Annotated in this window: 17 protein-coding genes, 2 tRNA genes and 2 rRNA genes; 18 read left to right on the top strand and 3 right to left on the bottom strand. The window is 64.7% G+C overall.

What is annotated here, in order from left to right; all coding sequences use genetic code 11:
• Positions 1-23: 23 nt before the first annotated feature.
• Genes J2X21_RS13260 through J2X21_RS13245 form a run of 4 tightly spaced genes read left to right on the top strand, consistent with a single transcriptional unit; the run spans position 24 to position 6,323 of the window.
• Entirely contained in the window at positions 24-1,208 is a 1,185-nt protein-coding gene (locus J2X21_RS13260; protein ID WP_310329239.1) for a urate hydroxylase PuuD, read from the top strand.
• The gene (locus J2X21_RS13255; RefSeq protein WP_310329237.1) at positions 1,205-2,491 is read left to right on the top strand and encodes a glycerate kinase type-2 family protein; all 1,287 of its coding nucleotides are present in this window, start codon (positions 1,205-1,207) and stop codon (positions 2,489-2,491) included. The genes J2X21_RS13260 and J2X21_RS13255 overlap by 4 nt, the downstream gene beginning before the upstream one ends.
• 41 nt (positions 2,492-2,532) lie before the next feature.
• On the top strand, positions 2,533-3,372 hold the full coding sequence (locus tag J2X21_RS13250; RefSeq protein ID WP_310329234.1) for an HDOD domain-containing protein: 840 nt from the start codon (positions 2,533-2,535) through the stop codon (positions 3,370-3,372).
• 56 nt (positions 3,373-3,428) lie between these two features.
• Positions 3,429-6,323, top strand: coding sequence for a DUF3857 domain-containing protein (locus J2X21_RS13245; RefSeq protein WP_310329232.1), 2,895 nt, complete (start codon positions 3,429-3,431; stop codon positions 6,321-6,323).
• A gap of 263 nt (positions 6,324-6,586) precedes the next feature.
• On the opposite strand, the gene J2X21_RS13240 is transcribed toward J2X21_RS13245, so the two are convergent.
• Positions 6,587-7,105 (bottom strand): histidine phosphatase family protein, encoded by a 519-nt coding sequence (locus tag J2X21_RS13240; protein ID WP_310329229.1) that lies wholly within the window; start codon positions 7,103-7,105, stop codon positions 6,587-6,589.
• Between the two features lie 87 nt (positions 7,106-7,192).
• Here J2X21_RS13240 and J2X21_RS13235 point away from each other — a divergent pair, with 87 nt between their 5' ends.
• From J2X21_RS13235 to J2X21_RS13220, 4 genes are read left to right on the top strand one after another with little or no spacing between them, the layout of a single operon-like run.
• Entirely contained in the window at positions 7,193-8,449 is a 1,257-nt protein-coding gene (locus J2X21_RS13235; RefSeq protein ID WP_310329227.1) for a lipoprotein-releasing ABC transporter permease subunit, read from the top strand.
• Positions 8,442-9,119: a lipoprotein-releasing ABC transporter ATP-binding protein LolD gene (gene lolD / locus J2X21_RS13230; protein ID WP_310329224.1), complete on the top strand. Its 678-nt coding sequence runs from the start codon at positions 8,442-8,444 to the stop codon at positions 9,117-9,119. The genes J2X21_RS13235 and lolD overlap by 8 nt, the downstream gene beginning before the upstream one ends.
• A 5-nt stretch (positions 9,120-9,124) precedes the next feature.
• Positions 9,125-9,982, top strand: a complete 858-nt coding sequence (gene purU / locus J2X21_RS13225; RefSeq protein WP_310329220.1) for a formyltetrahydrofolate deformylase — start codon at positions 9,125-9,127, stop codon at positions 9,980-9,982.
• A 5-nt stretch (positions 9,983-9,987) separates the two neighbouring features.
• Complete coding sequence (locus tag J2X21_RS13220; RefSeq protein ID WP_310330056.1) at positions 9,988-10,818, top strand: TatD family hydrolase; 831 nt, start codon at positions 9,988-9,990, stop codon at positions 10,816-10,818.
• On the opposite strand, the gene J2X21_RS13215 is transcribed toward J2X21_RS13220, so the two are convergent.
• Positions 10,805-11,167: a hypothetical protein gene (locus J2X21_RS13215; protein ID WP_310329216.1), complete on the bottom strand. Its 363-nt coding sequence runs from the start codon at positions 11,165-11,167 to the stop codon at positions 10,805-10,807. The two genes, J2X21_RS13220 and J2X21_RS13215, sit on opposite strands and share 14 nt — an antisense overlap.
• Before the next feature lie 11 nt (positions 11,168-11,178).
• Positions 11,179-11,994 carry an MOSC domain-containing protein gene (locus tag J2X21_RS13210; protein WP_310329212.1) on the bottom strand — a complete coding sequence of 272 codons (816 nt, stop codon included), beginning with the start codon at positions 11,992-11,994 and terminating at the stop codon, positions 11,179-11,181.
• A 60-nt stretch (positions 11,995-12,054) separates the two neighbouring features.
• Between J2X21_RS13210 and J2X21_RS13205 the strand changes: the two genes are divergently transcribed.
• The 10 genes from J2X21_RS13205 to J2X21_RS13160 form a co-directional block, all read left to right on the top strand.
• Positions 12,055-12,618 (top strand): DNA-deoxyinosine glycosylase, encoded by a 564-nt coding sequence (locus J2X21_RS13205; RefSeq protein ID WP_310329209.1) that lies wholly within the window; start codon positions 12,055-12,057, stop codon positions 12,616-12,618.
• A gap of 7 nt (positions 12,619-12,625) precedes the next feature.
• Positions 12,626-13,399: a spermine/spermidine synthase domain-containing protein gene (locus J2X21_RS13200; RefSeq protein WP_310329207.1), complete on the top strand. Its 774-nt coding sequence runs from the start codon at positions 12,626-12,628 to the stop codon at positions 13,397-13,399.
• An 11-nt stretch (positions 13,400-13,410) separates the two neighbouring features.
• Complete coding sequence (gene tfpB / locus J2X21_RS13195) at positions 13,411-15,192, top strand: type IV pilus assembly ATPase TfpB (RefSeq protein WP_310329204.1); 1,782 nt, start codon at positions 13,411-13,413, stop codon at positions 15,190-15,192.
• Positions 15,193-15,285: 93 nt separating this feature from the next.
• Complete coding sequence (locus J2X21_RS13190) at positions 15,286-15,750, top strand: tripartite tricarboxylate transporter TctB family protein (RefSeq protein ID WP_310329202.1); 465 nt, start codon at positions 15,286-15,288, stop codon at positions 15,748-15,750.
• Positions 15,751-15,758: 8 nt separating this feature from the next.
• Positions 15,759-17,270 carry a tripartite tricarboxylate transporter permease gene (locus J2X21_RS13185; protein ID WP_310329198.1) on the top strand — a complete coding sequence of 504 codons (1,512 nt, stop codon included), beginning with the start codon at positions 15,759-15,761 and terminating at the stop codon, positions 17,268-17,270.
• A gap of 161 nt (positions 17,271-17,431) precedes the next feature.
• Positions 17,432-17,731 (top strand): hypothetical protein, encoded by a 300-nt coding sequence (locus J2X21_RS13180; RefSeq protein WP_310329196.1) that lies wholly within the window; start codon positions 17,432-17,434, stop codon positions 17,729-17,731.
• Positions 17,732-17,964: 233 nt separating this feature from the next.
• Positions 17,965-19,488 (top strand): 16S ribosomal RNA (locus J2X21_RS13175).
• Positions 19,489-19,681: 193 nt separating this feature from the next.
• Positions 19,682-19,758 (top strand) — tRNA-Ile (locus tag J2X21_RS13170).
• 22 nt (positions 19,759-19,780) lie between these two features.
• Positions 19,781-19,856 (top strand) — tRNA-Ala (locus J2X21_RS13165).
• Between the two features lie 310 nt (positions 19,857-20,166).
• Positions 20,167-22,947: ribosomal RNA gene (locus tag J2X21_RS13160) — 23S ribosomal RNA — on the top strand; the annotation flags it as partial.

Here is a 22,947-nt window from a genome sequence, read left to right as displayed (position 1 = left end):
GGCCGTGCGAGAACCCGCCGCTCATGGACATTTATCTCCTGGACTGGGCCAACCTGCTGCTGCGCTGGCTGCATGTCATCACCGTCATCGCCTGGATAGGCGCGTCGTTCTACTTCGTCTGGCTGGACAACCACCTGCTCAAGCCCACGGCCGAGGACCTCAAGGCCAAGGGCGTGGACGGTGAGCTGTGGGCCGTGCACGGCGGCGGCTTCTACAACCCGCAGAAGTACATGGTGGCGCCCGCCAACCTGCCCAAGGACCTGCACTGGTTCTACTGGGAGAGCTACTGGACCTGGATGAGCGGCTTCGCGCTGTTCGTCGTGCTCTATCTGTGCAACCCCAGCCAGATGCTGATCGACACCCGCGTGCACGAATGGGGTGCGCCCTGGCATGCGGTGCTGGCGGCCATCGGCTTCCTGTTCGGCGGCGCGGCGGCGTACGACATCGCCTGCCAGACGCTGGGGCGCACGAAGGACGGCGGCATCGGCAACGACGGCCGCGTGATGGCGGTGGTCGTCGTCGTGGTCATCTTCGCGAGTTGGCTGGCTTGTCACCTGTTCGCCGGCCGTGCGGCCTTCCTGATCGTCGGCGCGATGCTGGCGACCATGATGACCGCCAACGTGGCGCACTGGATCATCCCGGGCCAGAAGAAGGTCATCGCTCAGATGCGTGCGGGCCAGAAGCCTGATCCCATCCATGGCCAGCGCGGCAAGCAGCGCAGCGTGCACAACACCTATTTCGGCCTGCCGGTGCTGATCGCGATGCTGAGCAACCATTACGGCATGCTGACCCAGCACGCGCACAACTGGATGGTCCTGTGCGTGCTGATGGCGGCGGGCGTGGCCATCCGCATCTTCTTCGTGAAGCGGCACAAGGGCGTCAACAGCTGGGGCTCGGTCGCGCTCGCGCTGGCGCTGCTGGCCGGGCTCATCGTGTGGATGGCGCCCAAGCCGCAGCCGGCCGTCGCGGCGGTGGCGCCCGTCACGCTGGAGCAGGTGCAGGCCATCGCCACGCAGCGCTGCCTGATGTGCCACACCGGCGACGTGGCGCAGAAGGGCGTGCGGCTGGACACGGCCGAGACGCTGACGGCGCACAAGGCGCAGATCCACCAGCAGGTCGCCGTGCAGCGCCTCATGCCGCTGAACAACGCGACGGCCATGACCGAAGAGGAACGCGCGTTGATGGCGCGTTGGGCCTTGCAGAAATGACAGTCGACCCGCGCGCCTTGCTGCGCCAGCTGTACGACGTGGCCGTCGCGCGGGCACTACCAGCACGGATGCTCGCGGCGCACCTGCCGTCGCCGCCGAAAGGCCGAACGCTCGTGCTGGGCGCCGGCAAGGCGGGCGGCGCGATGGCGCAGGCGCTGGAGGCGGCCTGGCCCGCCGAGGCGAAGCTGTCCGGGCTGGTCATCACGCGCTATGGCCACATTCCCACAAACTGGCGGCCGCGCTGGCTGGAGGTCGTCGAGGCCGCTCATCCGGTGCCCGACGCGACCGGCCTGGCCGCCACCGAGAAGCTGCTGGCGCTGACGCGTGGACTGACGGCCGACGACCTGGTCATCTGCCTGATCTCTGGCGGCGGCTCCGCGCTGCTGAGCCTGCCTGCGCCCGGCCTGACGCTGGCGGACAAGCAGGCCGTCAACCGGGCACTGTTGAACAGCGGCGCATCCATAGGCGAGATGAACTGCGTGCGCAAGCACCTGTCCGCCATCAAGGGCGGGCGCCTGGCCGCGGCCTGCGCGCCGGCCCGCGTGCTGACGCTGGCGATCAGCGACGTGCCGGGTGACGACCCGGCCGTCATCGCTTCAGGCCCCACGGTGGCCGACCCCACCACCTGCGCCGATGCGCTGACCATCTGCCGCCGCTACAAGATTGACCTGCCCGCCGCCGCCCGCGCCGGCCTGGAGTCGGGCGCGTTCGAGACCCCCAAGCCCGGCGATGAGCGGCTGGCCGGGCATGCGCTGGTCATGCTGGCCACGCCGCAGATGAGCCTCGAAGCCGCTGCCGACGCCGCGCGGGCGCAAGGCATCGCGGCCCATATCCTCAGCGACGAGATCGAGGGCGAGTCCCGCGTCGTGGGCGGCCTGCATGCGGCGCTGGCCCGCGCGGTCGCGCGACGTGGCCAGCCCTTCGCCAAACCTTGCGTGATCCTGTCCGGCGGCGAGACGACCGTGACCGTCGGCGCCTCCAAGCCGGCAGGCAAGGGTGGCCGCGCAACCGAGTTCCTGCTGGGCTGCGCGCTGGCCTTGCAGTGCGAGCCGGGCGTCTACGCGCTGGCCGCCGACACCGATGGCATCGACGGCGTGGGCCCGCACGCCGGTGCGCTGCTGACCCCCACCAGCCTGGGTCGCGCCCGCGCCCTGGGCCTGAATCCGCAGGCGCTGCTGGACGCGCACGACAGCGCCAGTTTCTTTGCCCCCCTGGGGGATTTACTGAGCGTTGGCCCCAGCTTTACCAACGTGAACGATTTCCGCGCGCTGCTGGTGCTCTAGTCCTAGACTGGTTCGCATCCGAGTTCAGGAAGGAGTCAACGATGACTGCAGCTGCCGAGCGTTTCTTCGTCAAGCACAACGCCCTGCCGACCATGCCCGAGGTGGCCTCCCGGCTGCTGAGGAGCTTTGACGACGACAACGTGGGTCTGGCCCAGATCGCCGCCCTCATCGAGAAAGACGGGGCGCTGACCGCCAAGGTGCTGCGGCTGGCCAACTCGGCGCACTACAGCCCGTCGCACCAGATCTCCACCGTCATCGACGCCGCCCATGCGTTGGGCCTGGAGACGCTGCGCAACCTGGCGATGGCCGCCTGCCTCAGCGGCGCCTTTCCCAAGGTTCAGGGTCTGGACCGTACCGTGTTCTGGCGCCACAGCATCGCCACCGCGAACTACTCGCGCATCCTGGCCCGCATGCTGGGGGCCGACAGCGCCACCACCGACACCGCCTACCTGGCCGGGCTGATGCTGCGCACCGGCCAGCTGTTGATGGCCATCGACGAGCCCCACCTGGTGGCCGACGTGGAGAGCCACGCCGCCGAGCCGGGCAGCCGCTTCTCGCTGGAGGAGCACCGCTTCGGCTGCACGCATGCCGACGTGACCGCGTCGCTGGCGGCACACTGGCATTTCCCGGACCGCATGGTGGAGGCGTTCAAGGACGCCAACACGCCGCTGGAGATCCGCCCGTTCTCGCTGATCGCCGCGGTGCTGCATGTGGCCGAGGTGCTGGCCGATGCGGCCGAGCATCACGACGAGCCCGTGCATGCGCTGAAGGTGGCCGTGCCCGAACTGATCGAGCATCTGCACCTGGACCTGGACATGCTGGCCGCCAAGGTGGCCGCCGCCGGTGATCCGTCGGCCGAGGTGGAGCAGATGCTGCACTGAGCATCCGACCCTGAGCCGCCGCACAATCGCGGCGGCAGAGCAGGGAGAAGATGCTGATGACCAAGAAGTTCTGGCCGGCGCTGTGGCTGGCCCTGTCCTTTGGGCTGGCCGTCGCGCAGACGACAGCGGCCCCCAAGCCCGCTGCGGCAGGTGCCGCCAAGCCGGCGAAGCCCGTCAACGCTGTGAAGGCGGCGCCGGCATCCCCCTATCCCGCCGTGCCGGTCGGCGCCGGCTACCGCTTCGGCCCGGTGCCCGGCTGGGTCAAGCCCGTGCCCGAGGCCAGCGCGTCGACCGCCAAGCCGGCGGCGCCCGGCACCAAGGCCAGGCGTGATCCGCTGGTTGACTTGCAGATCCAGGTCGCGCCCAAGTCGGCCACCGTCGGCTGGACCCGCCTGCAGCGCGTGGCGCTGGACACGTCCACGCTGCGCGAGGTGTCGGAGCCGCAGATCGGCTTCAACCCGGCCTACCAGCAACTGGTCATCCACCAGGTGGCCGTCATCCGCGACGGCCGGCGCGAGGACCGGCTGAAGGATGCACGCATCGAGCTGATGCGCCGCGAGCAGCAGCTGGAGCGCCAGATGATCGACGGCGTGCGCACGGCGCTGGTCGTCATCAACGACGTGCGCGTGGGCGACGTCGTCGACGTGGCCTACAGCATCGAGGGCGAGAACCCCATCTTTGAAGGCCACTTCGCCGCGCTGCTGACGCTGGCGGACGACGTGCCCATCGACCGCCTGCACCTGCGCATCGAAAGCCCGCCCGACCGGCCCCTGCAGGTCAAGGGCCTGGCCACGGCGCTGCAGCCGGAGCGCTTCGAGGAGGGGGGCCGCCAGGTGCTGCGCCTGGTGAGGGAGCAGGTCGCGCCCGTCACCGAAGAGGTGAACACGCCGCCCTGGTTCAAGGTCTACCCGGCGCTGCATGTCAGCGACTACGGCAGCTGGGCCGACGTGAACCAGTGGGCCCAGCGGCTGTTCGCGGCCGAGCCCGCGGATGCGGCGCTGGCCGAACGCGTGGCCGCGATCCGGGCGCAGGGCGGCACGCCGCAGGAGCAGGTGGCCGCGGCGCTGCGCTTCGTGCAGGACGAGGTGCGCTACTTCTCCGCCAGCCTGGGTGAAAGTTCGCACCGCCCCAAGCCCGCGGCACGCACGCTGGCCGAGCGGCTGGGCGACTGCAAGGACAAGGTCGTGCTGCTGAACGCGCTGCTGACCGGCCTGGGGCTGGACGCGCGCCCCGTGCTGGTGTCGGTGTTCCGCAACCGTGGCGTGTTCGGCTTCCTGCCCTCGCACAACGTGTTCGACCACGTCATCAGCCGCGTGCAGTTGGGCGAGCAGGTCTATTTCCTGGACCCGACGATGAACGGCCAGGGCCTGTCGCTGGAGCGGCGCGGCTACTTCCCCTATGGCGCCGGGCTCGTCGTCGGCCCCGGCACCGAGGCACTGACGGCCATCGCGCCGCCGGCGTTCGCGGTGGACAGCATGAGCTTCCGCCAGGACTGGAACCTGGCGGACTTGAAGAAGCCCGCGCAGTTGCGCACCTCGTTCAAGGCCGCCGGCCTGGCGGCCGAGCGCTGGCGCGCCAACGCGGCGCAGGCCGGCGTCGACCGTCTCGCCGAGGCCGTTGGCGGGCAGTACGTGAAGGCGGTGCCGGGGCTGGTCAGCGTGGGCGCGCCGGAGCTGGTGGACGACCGGGCCAGCAACGAGATCGAGTTGAAGCTGGCCTTCGAGCACCCGGCGCCGGGGCGCTATGGCCGTGGCCAGCTGGAGGTGGAGCTGCCGGCCATCGAGCTGGTCGATGCGTTCGCGCTGCCGCCCGAGGCGCGCCGCCGCCAACCCTTTCTGCTGGACCCGCCGCGGCTGATGGAGCTGCGCGTCAGCTTCACCGGCCCGCAGCCCTTCACGGCCGCGGCGCCCGCGCCGCAGCAGGTCAGCGACAAGCACTTCGGCTTCCAGGTGCGCGTGGAGGCGCAGAACGGCGCGATGGTGGTGGCCAGCCGCTATGAGCGCCGTGGCGACGAGGTGCTGCCCAGCGATCTGGAGACCTACCGCGAGCGCGTCGGCCGCGCGCGGCAACTGCTGAGCAGCCGGGCGCGGCTGGTGCTGATCGACTTCCGCGACAAAAAGCTGGAGGACGAGTTCAAGGCCATAGACCGTCGCATGGCCAAGTTCAGCGCGGGCCGGCCCGATACGCTGCTGCAGATCCTGCAGGCCAACGAGATCACGCGATTGGCTGGCACGCTGCTGCTGCCCAAGCTGGATCCCGCCGGCCGCCTCGCCGCCCGCGTGTGGGCCGAGCGTGCGCAGGCCAGCAACCTGCTGGGCGACTTCGAGGGCGCGCTGCTCGACGCCGAGGCGGCGCTGAAGACCCAGCCGCCCGCCGAGGAGGCCGCCGCGGCGCTGGAGGCCAAGGGCGTGGCGCTGGTGGGCCTGGCCCGCCCGGCCGATGCGCTGGCCGCATTCAACGCGCAGGCGCAGCTGGGCAGCAGCAGCCCGCCCGCGGGCTGGCTGGGTACGGCGCACTTCATGCTGGGCGACTATGCGAAGGCAGAGTCCGTGCTGCGCGACGTGGCCGCCAACACCACCGGCGAGTCACGCCACTTCGTGCTGCTGTGGCTGTACCTGGCCGCCGAGCGCCAGGGCGGCCGGGGCAAGGCGGCCATCGCCGACGACGTTGCCAATCTTGATGCCGGCCAGGACGAATGGGGCGGCCAGTTGCTGCGCTACCTGGGCGGCGCGCTGGACCGCGATTCGCTGCTGAAGGCCGCCAAGGCCAAGCCCGAGCATGAGCGGCTGCGCCTGGCCGAGGCCTATTTCTTCATCGGCCAGCAGCTGGCAGCCCAGGGCCGGCGCGGCGACGCGCTGCCGTGGTTCGAGCGCACCTTGAGCACGCAGGCCGTGCCCTATCGCGAGTTCACGCTGGCGAAGTGGGAGCTGAAGCGGCCTGGCGCGAACTAGGGCCTGTTAACCCTACGGGAGCAGGCCGCGGTGAGGCCAGAAGGCCCGCGAGCAAGGCGCAAAGCGGAGCCGGGTTGAACACCCGGCGAGCATTTGCAACGCCGCGCGCGGGCTTTCTGGCCTCAACCCGAAGGGAAGGCCCTCTGCCAGGGGCCACTCCGCGTTGCACCACTTGCTCGCATATCAATGCGAGCGGCGCGCTGCGCCTTGATTGGCCCCTGGCAGAGGGCCTTCGCGACCTACTCCCGTAGGGCTAACAGGCCCTAAAGGCAACCGGCCTCTGGAGGCTTGCTGGGCGCGCCGTAGCTGAACTGCGCCCACCGCGCTTGCGGGCCGGGCTGCAGCGTGAAGACGTGATGGAAGCTGGTCTCGCACAGATCCACCAGCTTGGGGCCGCCCAGAGCGGCCAGCACGGCAGGCACCGTGTTGCTGTGGCCCACGACCAGCACCACGCCCGTCTGCGCGCGCACGGCGTCGGCCACGGCCTGCACATGGCCGGCCTTGGCGTCCACCACCAGCGGCTGTAGACCCGAGGCCTGGGCCAGTGGCGCGGCCGTGTCGCGCGTGCGGCGGTATTGCGTCGTGACGATGGCGTTCACGCGCAGCCCGGCGAGCGCCTGGGCGAGCGCGGCGGCGCGTTGCTGGCCGGCCGGCGTCAGGCCCGGGTCGCCGGCGGGCTCGGTGGCGCGTTCGGCATGGCGCACCAGGATGACCAGGTCGGGCTGGGCGACAAGGGGGCTTGTCAGCAGACAGGCCGTCAGCAGGACGGAAAAGCGCTTCATCGCGGTTCCTGAAGGGAGATCGAGGCATTCTCGCCAGAGGCGCCAGTTACCATCCCGGCCCCATGCTGTTCCCTGCACATCCGGTCCATGGCCTTGCCTTTTGAACTCCAGGTCGGCTGGCGCTACATCCGCGCCGGCCGCGGCGGGCGGCGCAACGCCTTCATCAGCTTCATCTCCGGCGCGTCCATGATCGGCATCGCGTTGGGGGTCATGGCCCTCATCGTCGTGCTGTCGGTCATGAACGGCTTCCAGAAGGAAGTGCGCGACCGCATGCTGAACGTCATCGCGCATGTGGAGCTGCTGGACTATGCCGGGCAGGCGCTGCCGGACTGGCAGGCCACGGCCACCAAGGCGCGGCAGAACCCGGCCGTCATCGGCGCGGCGCCCTTCATCGCCACGCAGAGCCTGATCGCGCGCGGCGACGACATGCGCGGCACGGTCATCCGCGGCATCTCGCCGGCCGACGAGGCGCAGGTCACCGCCCTGGGGGCGCAGCTGAAGGACGGCGCGTTCGCCCGCCTGCAGCCCGGTGCCTGGAACATCGTGCTGGGCGCCGAGCTGGCGCGCCAGCTGAACGTGGGCGAGGGCGACAAGATCACCGTCGTCGCACCGGGCGGCCAGGTGACGCCGGCCGGCGTCGTGCCGCGGCTGCGCGCGTTCAATGTGGTGGGCACGTTCAGCTCGGGCCACTACGAATACGACTCCAGCCTGGCGCTGGTCCATGTGGACGACGCGGCCAAGCTGTACCGCACCGGTGGCCCCACCGGCGTGCAGCTGAAGCTGAAGGACGTGCACGACGCCCGCCGCGTGGCGGCCGACCTGGCCGGCAGCATGGGGCCGGAGATCCTGGTGCGGGACTGGACCCGCTCCAATGCGGTGTGGTTCGACGCGGTGCAGATCGAGAAACGCATGATGGGCATCGTGCTGACGCTGATCGTCGCGGTGGCGGCCTTCAATCTGGTGTCCACGCTGGTCATGACGGTCACCGACAAGCAGAGCGACATCGCCATCCTGCGCACGCTGGGCGCCAGCCCGCGCTCCATCATGGGCATCTTCATCGTGCAGGGCGCGGTGTCGGGTGTCATCGGCACGCTGGCCGGCGTGGCGCTGGGGCTGCTGATCGCGTTCAACGTCGATGTCATCGTGCCCTTCATCGAACACATGCTGAACGTCAGCTTCCTGCCGGGCAGCATCTACCTGATCAGCCAGATGCCCAGCGATCCGCAGCAGGCCGACATCGTCCCCATCGCCGTCACGTCGCTGGTGCTGGCCTTCCTGGCCACGCTCTATCCCAGTTGGCGTGCCAGCCGCGTGCAACCGGCGGAGGCGCTGCGCTATGAGTGACGTCATCCTGCAGGCCCAAGGCCTGACGCGCCGCTTCAGCGAAGGCGGCCTGGACGTGACCGTGTTGCGCGGCGTCGACCTGACGGTGAAGAAGGGCGAGACCTTGGCCATCGTCGGAGCCTCGGGCTCCGGCAAGTCCACGCTGTTGCACCTGCTGGGCGGTTTGGACGTGCCCACGCAGGGTGGCGTCACGCTGATGGGCAAGTCGCTGGCGGGCATGGACGAGGCCGCACGCGGCCAGTGGCGCAACCAGCACCTGGGCTTTGTCTACCAGTTCCACCATCTGCTGCCCGAGTTCAGCGCGCTGGACAACGTAGCCATGCCGCTGCGCATCCGCCGCCAGACGCCGGCGCAGGCGCGCGAGACGGCCGCGCAGATGCTGGCCCAGGTGGGCCTGAAGGACCGGCTGCAACACCGGCCGGCCGAGCTGTCCGGCGGCGAGCGCCAGCGCGTGGCCATCGCGCGCGCGCTGGTCACGCACCCGGCCTGCGTGCTGGCCGACGAGCCCACCGGCAACCTGGACCGCGACACGGCCGACGCCGTCTTCGCGCTGATGCTGGAGCGCTCGCGCCAGCTCGGCACCGCCTTCATCCTTGTCACCCACGACCGCGACCTGGCGGCGCGCTGCGACCGGCAGCTGCGTCTTGTCGCGGGTCAATTCCAGCCCTGAGTTCCATGACGACCCCGCGCTTCATCCTCAAGCTCTCCTGCCCCGACCGCGCCGGCATCGTGCACGCCGTCACCGGCGTGCTGCTGCGCGAGGGCGGCAACATCATCACGTCGCACCAGCACGGCGATGCCGACCATGCGCGCTTCTTCATGCGCATCGAGTTCGAGGCCGCCGCCGAGGAAGCTGCGCTGCAGGCCGCGTTCGCGCCGCTGGCCGCCGAGTTCGCGATGGACTGGGAACTGGTGGCCCGCGCCCGCAGGACCCGCGTGCTGCTGCTGGTCTCCAAGCTGGGCCACTGCCTGAACGACCTGCTGTTCCGCGTTCAGACGGGCCACCTGCCCATTGAGATCCCGGCCATCGTCTCGAACCACCGCGACTTCTACCAACTCGCGGCCTCGCACAACATCCCCTTCCACCACTTCCCGCTGCTGGCCGCGACCGATGAGCAGAAGGCGGCGCAGGAAGCCAAGATCCGCGACGTCATCGCCGAGAACCAGATCGACCTGGTGGTGCTGGCGCGCTACATGCAGATCCTGTCACCCGAGCTGTGCGAGCACCTCAGCGGCCGGGCCATCAACATCCACCACAGCTTCCTGCCCAGCTTCAAGGGTGCCAAGCCATACCACCAGGCCTACGAGCGTGGCGTGAAGCTGATCGGTGCGACGGCCCACTACGTGACCAGCGACCTGGACGAAGGCCCCATCATCGAGCAGGAGGTCGCGCGCATCGACCACAGCATGCCGCCCGAGCAGCTCGTGGGCATTGGCCGCGACATGGAATGCGTGGCGCTGGCGCGCGCCATCCAGTGGCATGCGGAGCACCGCGTGCTGTTGAACGGCAACCGCACGGTCGTCTTCCGTTGAAGGGGCTGGCAGTGTGGATCGATACCCACTGCCACCTCGACGCGGCCGAGTTTGATGCCGACCGTGACGCCGTGGTCGCGCGGGCCCGCGCAACAGGCGTCACGCAGATCGTCATCCCGGCCGTTGCAGCCGGCAACTTCGACACCGTGCGGCTGCTGGCGATCCGCCAAGGCTTCAGCTATGCGCTGGGCATCCATCCACTGTGCGTGATGGGTGCCGGGGCGGGTGATCTTGATCGGCTTGCCGAGGCGCTGGACACCCACGGCATCGATCCCAGACTCGTCGCCGTTGGCGAGATCGGCCTGGACTACTTCGTGCCGGGCATAGCCCCTGACACCCAGCAGCATTTCTACGTCGAGCAGCTCAAACTCGCCAAGCGCGCCGGACTGCCGGTGCTGCTGCATGTGCGCCGCAGCGCCGACAAGCTGCTGGCCGGGCTGCGCCGCGTCGACTTTGCGCACGGCGGCATTGCGCACGCCTTCAACGGCAGCGAGCAGCAGGCCCAGGCCTTCATCGATCTCGGCTTCAAGCTCGGCTTTGGCGGCACGCTGACCTTCGACCGCTCGCTGCAGATCCGCCGCATCGCGGCGACGGTGCCCGAGAGTGCGCTGGTCATGGAGACCGATGCGCCCGACATTCCGCCGCACTGGCTCTACAAGACCGCCGCCCTGCGCGAGGCCGAGCCCGGCCAGGCGCGCAACGAGTCCGCCGAGCTGCCGCGCATCGCGCAGAGCCTGGCCGAGCTGCGTGGCTGGACGTTGGAACAGACGGCCGCCATCACCTCGGCCAACGCACGTGCGGCGCTGCCGAGGTTGGGCGCCCTCAGCTCACTTTGAAGTCGAAGGTCTGGACGATTTCCTGATCGGCCTCTGCGGCCAGGCAACGGTAGCCCGCAATGGCCGAGCCGATGCGATCTGAAAGTCCGCGAGGGCCACGACCTTCGATGCGTATATTTTCGATGCTGCCGTCGGCTTTGAGCAGGAAGCGGGCGACGTAATGGAATTCGCCGGTGGCTCGCGTGAGCACCATCTGCGGCGGGGGCATGGTGGGGCAGCGGCCCTTGGGCAATTTGATGGCCGCGGACGCAGCGCTGGCAGCGGGCATGGGAGCCTTGGCTTCGGGTTCAGCCGCGTGGCAGGCCAGTGTGGCGCAGAGGGCGATGGACAGCAGGAGCAGTTTCTTCATGGGGTCGAGACTCAGGAGAAATTCAACGTCAGTTCGACGCGGTCGCCCACGTTCAGCCGGCCCGCACCGCTGCCACGTGCGTAGACGCCGAACTGCACCGGTGCACCGGGTGCCCGCTCGGCACTGAGCCGGGTCAGCGTGTCCAGCGCCGGGGGCTGCCGCTCGCCGGTGGCAGGGTCCACGGTGGGCATCACGCAGCGCACGCAGACCGTCGTGCGCTGCAGCGACAGCTGGCCGATGCGGGCCTGGGTCAGGATGTCTTCGATGAAGGGCGGCAACTCGCCGCCGTCCTCGGCCTGCAGCACGATGTTGGGCCGCGCGCGTTGCGTCGCGCCGTTCAGCGGTTGCGGATTGGCGGCCCGCCAGGCCTGCAGCGAGCCGTCGCCCACCAGGTGCAGCGCGTTTAGCACCGGCCGCCGTTGCGCTTCGATGCTCAGGCGCACGAGGCGCAGCCGCTCGCCGGTCGTGGCGCGCAGCAGCGCGGCGGCGTCGTCGCCGCCGTCCCAGGCCAGCAGCCGATCAAAGTCCTGGCGCTCGCCGTTCCAGCCGCGCACCTCGACAGCCTCGCCGCCATCGGCCGGCAGAGCCAGAGCGCGGCCCTGTGCCTGCAGCTCCAGCGTGCTGCCGTTCAGCCGCGCATGGACCAGCGCCAACCGTGGGTGAGCGCCCATCCACGTCAGTTCGCCGCCGGCGTCGATCACGCCCCAGCTGCGGTCGCCGACGGGCCAGCCGTCCTCGCCCAGCGACAGGCTGTCGACCGTCTCACCGGCGCAGGACTTGACCGGATAGCGCCACAGCGTGGCGATGCGTGCGATCAGGTCAGCCATGGCTGACCTCGATGCGGGGGCTGAGACACTGCGGGCTCGTCATCGTCATCCATGTCTCCCTTGAAAGCCCGCGCATCCTCGCAGCGTCACCGCGCGCTGACCAGTCCCCCGGCAACGACCCCGGCGCCGGACCGCCTGATCGGGCTGGCACCGGTCGTCGACGCGGACGTGCGCGTGCTGGTGCTGGGCAGCTTCCCGGGAGCGGCATCGCTGAAGGCCGCTCAGTACTACGCCCATCCGCGCAATGCGTTCTGGCCGGTGATGGCGGCGTTGCTGCGGGAGCCGGAGCTGACGGCCCAACCCTATGCACAGCGCCTGCAGGCGCTGCTGGCCGGCCGCGTGGGGTTGTGGGACGCCGTTGCCTCCTGCCACCGCGAGGGCAGCCTGGACACCGCCATCGCCGAAGCGCTGCCCAGCGATCTGACGCAGCTGCTGCAGCGCCTGCCCGCGCTGCGCGCCATCGCCTGCAACGGCGCGCTGGCCCACCGCGAGACGCTGGCGCTGCTGGGCGACCCCGGCGTGCCGGTACTGCGCCTGCCGTCCACCAGCCCGGCCCACGCGGGCGTGGCGCTGGCCGACAAGATCGAGGTCTGGCGCGCGGCGCTAGCGCCGCACCTGGGATGATGGGTGCATGACGGCCAAGAAAAGAAATTGGGTTCCTGCCACGCTGAGCGAGTTCGACGGCGTGCGCTTCCTGCATCTCGACTCGATCTGGGTGCAGGGCGCCATGCGCATCCGCAAGCCCGACCAGCTGGAGCTGGAGTACATCCAGCGCATGTGTGCCTGGATGCTGTGGCGCGACGAGGCGGAGCTGGGCCAGGGCCACGCGGTGCAGCTGGGCCTGGGCGCCGCGGCGCTGACGCGCTTCAGCCTGGGCCAGCTGAAGATGCGCACCACGGCCGTGGAGATCAACCCCGAGGTCATCGCCGCCTGCCGGCAGTGGTTCCGGCTGCCGCACGACGACGCGCGCCTGGAGGTCGTCAACGGCGACGCGGCGCGCTGGGTCACGGATGACGCCCATCTGCAGACGGCAAACGTGCTGAATGTGGACCTCTATGACCACGAGGCCGAGTCGCCCGTGCTGGACGACGAGGACTTTTACGCCGCCTGCCGCGGCGTGCTGTCGGACGGCGGGTTGATGACCGTCAACCTGTTCGGCCGCAGCGCCAGCTTTGCGCGCAGCGCGCTGCGCATCGCCCGGGTGTTTGGTTCGGACCAGGTCTGGAGCCTGGCGCCCACCAAGGAGGGCAACACGGTGGTCGTCGCGGCGCGCGGTGTTCAGGTGCCGCACCGAGACGTGTTGGAGCTGCGCGCGGCTAATATCGAATCGCGCTTCAGCCTGCCGGCGCGCAAGTGGTTGCGCCTGGTGCGACCACTGCCCATGAGCATCCTCAACGCCCTTTGAGCCCGCCCTCGATGACGACCAAGTCCAAGCCCTTGGCTCCCGCCCCCAAGTCCGACGGCCGCCTGGAATGGCGCACGTTGCTGAAATGGTTGATGGAGGACGGCCTCATCGATGAGTCCCAGGTGCAGCGCACCGAGCAGCGCCTGGGCGCCGGCGACAGCTCGCTGCACCCGCTGGTGCGGCTGGGGCACGCCAATCTCGTGCACCTGGCCACGGGCAAGACCATGGACGTGGACGCGCTGGCGGAGTGGCTGGCGGTGCGAGCCAGGCTGCCCTATCTGCGCATCGACCCATTGAAGGTGGACGTGGGCCGCGTGGGCGACGTGATGTCCATCGGCTATGCCGAGGCCAAGCGCTGCCTGCCCGTGCTGTTCGGTGTCAACGACGTGACCGTCGCGACCTCCGAGCCCTTCGACACCAGTTGGGTGGCGCAGATCGAGTCGCACGTGCGCAAGCCGGTCAAGCTGGTGGTGGCCAATCCGCTGGACATCGCCCGCTACACGACCGAGTTCTTCACGCTGGCCCGCTCTGTGCGCGCGGCCACCAAGGCCGGCGAGCAAAGCCAGGTGGCGAGCTTCGAGCAGCTCGTGGAACTGGGCCGCGCGAACAAGCAGTTGGACGCCAACGACCAGGGCGTCGTGCAGGTGGTGGACTGGCTGTGGCAGTACGCCTTCGACCAGCGCGCCAGCGACATCCACCTGGAGCCGCGCCGCGAGATGGGCGTTATCCGCTTCCGCATCGACGGCGTGCTGCACACGGTCTACCAGCTGCCGCCCACGGTGATGAGCGCGATGACGTCGCGCATCAAGCTGCTGGGCCGCATGGACGTGGTGGAGAAGCGCAGGCCGCTGGACGGCCGCATCAAGACGCGCAACCCGGCCGGCGATGAAGTGGAAATGCGGCTGTCCACGCTGCCCACCGCCTTCGGCGAGAAGATGGTCATGCGTATCTTCGACCCCGACACAGCGGTCAAGGACCTGGCCTCGCTGGGCTTCGGCCAGCACGACTCGGACCGCTGGGAAGGGCTGGTCAAGCAGCCGCACGGCATCATCCTCGTGACCGGCCCCACCGGCAGCGGCAAGACCACGACGCTGTATTCGACGCTGAAGCGGCTGGCGACGGACGAGGTCAATGTGACCACCATCGAAGACCCGATCGAGATGATCGAGCCGGCCTTCAACCAGACTCAGGTGCAGAACCAGCTGGACTTCGGCTTCGCGGAAGGGCTGCGCGCGCTGATGCGCCAGGACCCGGACATCATCATGGTCGGCGAAATCCGTGACCTGGAGACGGCCGAGATGGCCATCCAGGCGGCGCTGACCGGCCACCTGGTCTTCAGCACGCTGCACACCAACGATTCGGTCTCGGCCATCACGCGGCTGCAAGACCTGGGCGTGCCGACCTATCTGATCAGCGCCACCGTCATCGGCGTGCTGGCACAGCGGCTGGTGCGCACGCTGTGCGTGCACTGCAAGCAGCCGGACCCGCTGGTCACGCGCGAAAGCCTCAACGAGCTGGTGAAGCACTGGCGCCTCGGTGGCGGTGTGAAACCGTACAAGCCGGTGGGCTGCCTGGAGTGCCGCAACACCGGCTTCCGCGGTCGCGCCGGCCTGTATGAGCTGCTGACCGTGACCGAAGGCGTGAAGGGCGCATTGGCCGACTTGACCGCACTGCGCCGGCAAGCCATGCAGGAGGGTTTGCGTCCGCTGCGATTGGCCGGCGCGATGAAAGTCGCCGAGGGTGCGACGACGGTGGAAGAGGTGCTGCGCAGCACGCCCGCCTGGGAAGGTTGATCCGTGTAATCCACAGGCTGAGGGCCTCCCCCCGCTGACAGAATCGCTCGACGTTGTTCGCGCCCTCCCGCGGCGCAATGGAGACAAGAAGCGATGAAGATCAAAAGCCAGCGGGACTTCTGGTCCGGGATGCTGTTCCTGGCAGTGGGTCTGGGCTTTGCGTGGGGTGCGACGGAATATTCCTTCGGCACATCCGCTCAGCCAGGTCCCGGCTATTTCCCTTTCGGTTTGGGTGTGCTGCTCGCCTTGATGGGTGCGCTGGTGCTGTTCAAGGCCTTGACGCTGGAGTCCGAAGGGGGCGATCCCATCGGCCCCATCGCGTGGCGCCCCTTGCTGGTCATCATTGCGGCGATCACGCTGTTCGCGGTGGCGCTGCCGCGCCTGGGCCTGATCTGCACGCTGCCGTTGACCATCATCCTGGCTTCTCTGGCGGGGCAGGAGTTCCGCCTGCGTGATGTGTTGCTCAGCTGCGTGGTGCTGACTGCCGGCAGTTGGGCGCTGTTCATCCTCGGACTGAAGCTGACCCTGCCGGTCTGGCCGGTCTTTCTGAACATCTGAGGACGAACATGGAACTGCTGAACAACCTCGGACTGGGCCTGCAGACGGCATTGAGCCTGCAGAACCTGTTCTATGCCTTCTTTGGTGCGGTGCTGGGCACGCTGATCGGCGTGCTGCCGGGGCTGGGCCCCGTCGCCACGATCGCGATGCTGCTGCCGTCCATCTACACGCTGGATGCAACGCCCGCGCTGATCATGCTGGCCGGTATCTACTACGGCGCTCAGTACGGCGGGTCGACGACCGCCATCCTGATCAACGTGCCGGGCGAATCCAGCTCGGTCGTTACAGCCATCGACGGCTACCAGATGGCCCGCCGTGGCCGCGCAGGGGCGGCGCTGGCCGCGGCTGGCCTGGGCAGCTTCTTCGCCGGGTGCGTGGGCACCATCATCATTGCCGCCTTCGCACCTCCGTTGACCGAACTCGCGTTCAAGTTCGGCTCCGCGGAGTACTTCTCGCTGATGGTGCTGGGCCTGGTGGGCGCCGTCGTGCTCGCTTCGGGCTCGCTGCTGAAAGCGATCGCGATGATCGTCCTCGGGCTGCTGCTGGGGCAGATCAACACCGACGTCATCACGGGCACGGCGCGCTTCTCGTTCGATGTTCCCGAGTTGACCGACGGCATCGGCTTCGTGGTTATTGCCATGGGCGTGTTCGGCTTCGGGGAAATCATTGCCAACCTGGGTCAGCCCGCCGAGCACCGCGAGGTGTTCACCAAGGAGGTCAAGGGCTTGTGGCCCACGCGTGAAGACTTCCAGGATGCGTGGCCGGCTGTTCTGCGCGGCACGGCCTTGGGTTCGGTGCTAGGCGTGCTGCCCGGTGGCGGCGCGTTGCTGGCAGCGTTTGCGTCGTACACGCTGGAGAAGAAGGTGACCCGCAATCCGCGCGTTCCCTTCGGCAAGGGCGCCATCCAGGGGGTGGCCGGGCCTGAGAGCGCCAACAACGCCGGCGCGCAGACCAGCTTCATTCCGATGCTGACGCTGGGCATCCCGCCCAATGCCGTCATGGCGCTGATGGTCGGCGCGATGACCATCAAGGGCATCCAGCCCGGTCCGCAGGTGATGACCAGCAACCCTGAGCTGTTCTGGGGCCTGATTGCATCGATGTGGCTGGGCAACCTGATGCTCATCGTGCTGAACCTGCCGCTGATCGGCATCTGGATCAAGCTGCTGACGGTGCCCTACCGCTTCCTGTTCCCGGCCATCGTGGTGTTCTGCTGCATCGGTACCTACTCGCTGAACAACAACAACTTCGACGTCTACATGACGGCGGGCTTCGCGCTGCTGGGCTATGTCTTCTACAAGCTGAGCTGCGAACCGGCGCCGCTGCTGCTGGGGTTCATCCTGGGCCCGATGATGGAAGAGAACCTGCGCCGCGCGCTGCTGCTGGCGCGGGGCGACTGGAGCACCTTCCTGACCCGCCCGCTGTCGGCTGGCCTCCTGATCGCTGCAGCGCTGATGATCGTGGTCGTCATGCTGCCATCCATCAAGAACAAGCGCGAAGAGGCGTTCCACGAAGAGGCGTAGCGCCTCCTATCTATATAGCGTTCGGCGCCACCGTCGCGAGGCTCGCGCTGAAAGCAATCAAACGAACACCCATGGTCCGCCAGGCGCCATGGGTGTTCTTCATTGCGCAGAGCAAAAGTTGTCGAAACTCTTGCCCGCCCCCAAATTCCTGTGCTACAGTCGTGGGCTTCGCTGATCACAGCACTGAGTTGAAAGACGCAGGGCCAGTTGGCGGAGGCGGGTCGAAAGGTCTGGGCGGATCGAGAGAGTCGCCGAGTGCTTCGAAAATAATTTTTCAAAAGTACTTGACGACAGATGCGAAAGCAGTTCAAAATCCCATCTCTTTGCTGCTGACAACAAATCGCGAAAGCGGATTGATTGAAAGCAACAAGGAGGCCGAGTCGGCTGCTGATGAAAATCAGCAAAGTGTTGAGAAAAGAAATTTTCAAAAATACTTGACGACGAGGCAAAAAGCGGATTAGAATCTCGCTTCTGTGCTGATGACGACAAACGAAGTCAGCAGCGCAAAATGAAGAGTTAAGACTCTGAAGTTTGCGATGTTCTTTAAGAATTAACAGCCGATAAGCGTGGGCGTTTGAGGCGAAGTGATGTTGCAAGGTGACTTGCAACGGTCCTTCGGACTTTAAACGCTCACGGAAATTAGATTTGAATCATGCAAATGGTTTGAGTCGATTCCGTTGAGTAAATCAAGATCGAACTGTAGAGTTTGATCCTGGCTCAGATTGAACGCTGGCGGCATGCCTTACACATGCAAGTCGAACGGTAACAGGTTAAGCTGACGAGTGGCGAACGGGTGAGTAATATATCGGAACGTGCCCAGTCGTGGGGGATAACTGCTCGAAAGAGCAGCTAATACCGCATACGACCTGAGGGTGAAAGCGGGGGATCGCAAGACCTCGCGCGATTGGAGCGGCCGATATCAGATTAGGTAGTTGGTGGGGTAAAAGCCTACCAAGCCAACGATCTGTAGCTGGTCTGAGAGGACGACCAGCCACACTGGGACTGAGACACGGCCCAGACTCCTACGGGAGGCAGCAGTGGGGAATTTTGGACAATGGACGCAAGTCTGATCCAGCCATGCCGCGTGCGGGAAGAAGGCCTTCGGGTTGTAAACCGCTTTTGTCAGGGAAGAAACGCTCTGGGTTAATACCTCGGGGTAATGACGGTACCTGAAGAATAAGCACCGGCTAACTACGTGCCAGCAGCCGCGGTAATACGTAGGGTGCAAGCGTTAATCGGAATTACTGGGCGTAAAGCGTGCGCAGGCGGTTATGCAAGACAGAGGTGAAATCCCCGGGCTCAACCTGGGAACTGCCTTTGTGACTGCATAGCTAGAGTACGGTAGAGGGGGATGGAATTCCGCGTGTAGCAGTGAAATGCGTAGATATGCGGAGGAACACCGATGGCGAAGGCAATCCCCTGGACCTGTACTGACGCTCATGCACGAAAGCGTGGGGAGCAAACAGGATTAGATACCCTGGTAGTCCACGCCCTAAACGATGTCAACTGGTTGTTGGGAGGGTTTCTTCTCAGTAACGTAGCTAACGCGTGAAGTTGACCGCCTGGGGAGTACGGCCGCAAGGTTGAAACTCAAAGGAATTGACGGGGACCCGCACAAGCGGTGGATGATGTGGTTTAATTCGATGCAACGCGAAAAACCTTACCTACCCTTGACATGTCTGGAATCCTGAAGAGATTTGGGAGTGCTCGAAAGAGAGCCAGAACACAGGTGCTGCATGGCCGTCGTCAGCTCGTGTCGTGAGATGTTGGGTTAAGTCCCGCAACGAGCGCAACCCTTGTCATTAGTTGCTACGAAAGGGCACTCTAATGAGACTGCCGGTGACAAACCGGAGGAAGGTGGGGATGACGTCAGGTCATCATGGCCCTTATGGGTAGGGCTACACACGTCATACAATGGCCGGGACAGAGGGCTGCCAACCCGCGAGGGGGAGCTAATCCCAGAAACCCGGTCGTAGTCCGGATCGTAGTCTGCAACTCGACTGCGTGAAGTCGGAATCGCTAGTAATCGCGGATCAGCTTGCCGCGGTGAATACGTTCCCGGGTCTTGTACACACCGCCCGTCACACCATGGGAGCGGGTTCTGCCAGAAGTAGTTAGCCTAACCGCAAGGAGGGCGATTACCACGGCAGGGTTCGTGACTGGGGTGAAGTCGTAACAAGGTAGCCGTATCGGAAGGTGCGGCTGGATCACCTCCTTTCTAGATTGATCGCGCCTCGTAGGTTCCTCGGGACTTGCAGAGCAAGATCGCTAATAGAGCGAAAGCTCAAGCACTTAGTTTCAAGCGCCCACACTTATCGGCTGTAAACACAACAGTGAGTGAATATCGTGTGAGCCTGGGGAGCTGGCCTCGACAGGCTGGTGATGACAGGCAAACGCAACGAAGTTCGCGTGGGTCTGTAGCTCAGTCGGTTAGAGCACCGTCTTGATAAGGCGGGGGTCGCTGGTTCGAATCCAGCCAGACCCACCACGGATTGCAGAGAAATCTGTACGGGGGATTAGCTCAGCTGGGAGAGCACCTGCTTTGCAAGCAGGGGGTCGTCGGTTCGATCCCGTCATCCTCCACCAGTTCACTCATTAGGTTGGCAAACCTCAGCGGAACGCGAGTTCTGTTGAGGTTTGCCAGTCTTGATCGAAAGATCGGCTGTTGTTCTTTAACAATTTGTAGAGTCGAATCAGCGTTGTTAGCGGAAAGCGTCTCCTGACGCACCGTGCCGCTAACAATGATTTTGATTGCGTCAAACATAGACTTCAACTAAGCAAGAAATTGATTAGGTATGAAGAACGGCGTAACGCGTGAATACTCAAAAACAGTTTAGATCTGCGGATCTGAATTGAGTCCTTGACGACACTGCAGTCAGCGGTGTCAAAGTTATAGGGTCAAGTGACTAAGTGCATGTGGTGGATGCCTTGGCGATTACAGGCGACGAAGGACGTGATAGCCTGCGATAAGCTTCGGGGAGCTGGCAAATTAGCTTTGATCCGGAGATTTCCGAATGGGGAAACCCACTCCGCAAGGAGTAACTCTGACTGAATACATAGGTCATTGTGGCGAACCGGGTGAACTGAAACATCTCAGTAGCTCGAGGAAAAGACATCAACCGAGATTCCGAAAGTAGTGGCGAGCGAAATCGGAGTAGCCCTCGCGTTTTAGCAGTTTGCATATCAGAACGGAATGGAAAGTCCGGCCACAGCGGGTGATAGCCCCGTATGAGAAATGTAGATTGTGGAACTAGGCGCGAATAGAGTAGGGCGGGACACGTGAAATCCTGTCTGAATATGGGGGGACCATCCTCCAAGGCTAAATACTCGTAATCGACCGATAGTGAACAAGTACCGTGAGGGAAAGGCGAAAAGAACCCCGGGAGGGGAGTGAAATAGATCCTGAAACCGCATGCATACAAAAAGTAGGAGCCCGAAAGGGTGACTGCGTACCTTTTGTATAATGGGTCAGCGACTTACATTCAGTGGCGAGGTTAACCGAATAGGGAAGCCGTAGAGAAATCGAGTCCGAATAGGGCGAATAGTCGCTGGGTGTAGACCCGAAACCAAGTGATCTATCCATGGCCAGGATGAAGGTACCGTAACAGGTGCTGGAGGTCCGAACCGACTAGTGTTGCAAAACTAGCGGATGAGCTGTGGATAGGGGTGAAAGGCTAAACAAACTTGGAAATAGCTGGTTCTCTCCGAAAACTATTTAGGTAGTGCCTCAAGTATTACCTGCGGGGGTAGAGCACTGTTTAGGCTAGGGGGTCATGGCGACTTACCAAACCTTGGCAAACTCCGAATACCGCAGAGTACAGCTTGGGAGACAGAGCACCGGGTGCTAACGTCCGGACTCAAGAGGGAAACAACCCAGACCGCCAGCTAAGGTCCCTAAAATTGGCTAAGTGGGAAACGAAGTGGGAAGGCTAAAACAGTCAGGATGTTGGCTTAGAAGCAGCCATCATTTAAAGAAAGCGTAATAGCTCACTGATCGAGTCGTCCTGCGCGGAAGATGTAACGGGGCTAAGCCAGTTACCGAAGCTGCGGATGCATAGCAATATGCGTGGTAGGAGAGCGTTCTGTAAGCCTGTGAAGGTGGGTTGTGAAGCCTGCTGGAGGTATCAGAAGTGCGAATGCTGACATGAGTAGCGTTAAAGGGGGTGAAAAGCCCCCTCGCCGAAAGCGCAAGGTTTCCTACGCAACGTTCATCGGCGTAGGGTGAGTCGGCCCCTAAGGCGAGGCAGAGATGCGTAGCTGATGGGAAACAGGTCAATATTCCTGTACCGATCAATAGTGCGATGTGGGGACGGAGAAGGTTAGCTCAGCCAACTGTTGGATATGTTGGTTCAAGCGTGTAGTCGTGCTCTTTAGGCAAATCCGGAGAGCTTAGATGAGGCGTGATAACGAGTCTGCTTGCAGACGAAGTGAGTGATACCCTGCTTCCAAGAAAAGCCACTAAGCTTCAGCTATTGACGACCGTACCGCAAACCGACACTGGTGCGCGAGATGAGTATTCTAAGGCGCTTGAGAGAACTCTGGAGAAGGAACTCGGCAAATTGACACCGTAACTTCGGAAGAAGGTGTGCCTTTAGTAGGTGAACCATTTACTTGGGGAGCCCAATGAGGCCGCAGAGAATCGGTGGCTGCAACTGTTTATTAAAAACACAGCACTCTGCAAAGACGAAAGTCGACGTATAGGGTGTGACTCCTGCCCGGTGCTGGAAGATTAAATGATGGGGTGCAAGCTCTTGACTGAAGTCCCAGTAAACGGCGGCCGTAACTATAACGGTCCTAAGGTAGCGAAATTCCTTGTCGGGTAAGTTCCGACCTGCACGAATGGAGTAATGATGGCCACACTGTCTCCTCCAGAGACTCAGCGAAGTTGAAATGTTTGTGATGATGCAATCTCCCCGCGGAAAGACGGAAAGACCCCATGAACCTTTACTGTAGCTTTACATTGGACTTTGAACAGATCTGTGTAGGATAGGTGGGAGGCTTTGAAACCAGGACGCTAGTTTTGGTGGAGCCGACGTTGAAATACCACCCTGGTGTGTTTGAGGTTCTAACCTTGGCCCGTTATCCGGGTTGGGGACAGTGTATGGTGGGCAGTTTGACTGGGGCGGTCTCCTCCCAAAGTGTAACGGAGGAGTTCGAAGGTACGCTAGTTACGGTCGGAAATCGTGACGATAGTGCATTGGCATAAGCGTGCTTGACTGCGAGACTGACAAGTCGAGCAGGTACGAAAGTAGGACAAAGTGATCCGGTGGTTCTGTATGGAAGGGCCATCGCTCAACGGATAAAAGGTACTCTGGGGATAACAGGCTGATACCGCCCAAGAGTTCATATCGACGGCGGTGTTTGGCACCTCGATGTCGGCTCATCTCATCCTGGGGCTGTAGCCGGTCCCAAGGGTATGGCTGTTCGCCATTTAAAGAGGTACGTGAGCTGGGTTTAAAACGTCGTGAGACAGTTTGGTCCCTATCTTCCGTGGGCGCTGCAAGATTGAGAGAGCCTGCTCCTAGTACGAGAGGACCGGAGTGGACGCACCTCTGGTGTATCGGTTGTCACGCCAGTGGCATTGCCGAGTAGCTAAGTGCGGAAGAGATAACCGCTGAAAGCATCTAAGCGGGAAACTCGTCTCAAGATGAGTCTTGCCGGGGCCTTGAGCCCCCTG

The sequence above is a fragment of the Roseateles asaccharophilus genome (genome assembly GCF_031458115.1).
Lineage (GTDB): Bacteria > Pseudomonadota > Gammaproteobacteria > Burkholderiales > Burkholderiaceae_C > Pelomonas > Pelomonas asaccharophilus_A.
Note: the sequence above shows the minus strand (reverse complement) of the source record. Positions and strands in the feature narration are given on the sequence as shown.

Coding starts and splice junctions, on each gene's coding strand:
- J2X21_RS13260 (WP_310329239.1), top strand. CDS start 24: ATGGACATTTATCTCCTGGACTGGGCCAACCTGCTGCTGCGCTGGCTG.
- J2X21_RS13255 (WP_310329237.1), top strand. CDS start 1,205: ATGACAGTCGACCCGCGCGCCTTGCTGCGCCAGCTGTACGACGTGGCC.
- J2X21_RS13250 (WP_310329234.1), top strand. CDS start 2,533: ATGACTGCAGCTGCCGAGCGTTTCTTCGTCAAGCACAACGCCCTGCCG.
- J2X21_RS13245 (WP_310329232.1), top strand. CDS start 3,429: ATGACCAAGAAGTTCTGGCCGGCGCTGTGGCTGGCCCTGTCCTTTGGG.
- J2X21_RS13240 (WP_310329229.1), bottom strand. CDS start 7,105: ATGAAGCGCTTTTCCGTCCTGCTGACGGCCTGTCTGCTGACAAGCCCC.
- J2X21_RS13235 (WP_310329227.1), top strand. CDS start 7,193: ATGGCCTTGCCTTTTGAACTCCAGGTCGGCTGGCGCTACATCCGCGCC.
- lolD (WP_310329224.1), top strand. CDS start 8,442: ATGAGTGACGTCATCCTGCAGGCCCAAGGCCTGACGCGCCGCTTCAGC.
- purU (WP_310329220.1), top strand. CDS start 9,125: ATGACGACCCCGCGCTTCATCCTCAAGCTCTCCTGCCCCGACCGCGCC.
- J2X21_RS13215 (WP_310329216.1), bottom strand. CDS start 11,167: ATGAAGAAACTGCTCCTGCTGTCCATCGCCCTCTGCGCCACACTGGCC.
- J2X21_RS13210 (WP_310329212.1), bottom strand. CDS start 11,994: ATGGCTGACCTGATCGCACGCATCGCCACGCTGTGGCGCTATCCGGTC.
- J2X21_RS13200 (WP_310329207.1), top strand. CDS start 12,626: ATGACGGCCAAGAAAAGAAATTGGGTTCCTGCCACGCTGAGCGAGTTC.
- tfpB (WP_310329204.1), top strand. CDS start 13,411: ATGACGACCAAGTCCAAGCCCTTGGCTCCCGCCCCCAAGTCCGACGGC.
- J2X21_RS13190 (WP_310329202.1), top strand. CDS start 15,286: ATGAAGATCAAAAGCCAGCGGGACTTCTGGTCCGGGATGCTGTTCCTG.
- J2X21_RS13185 (WP_310329198.1), top strand. CDS start 15,759: ATGGAACTGCTGAACAACCTCGGACTGGGCCTGCAGACGGCATTGAGC.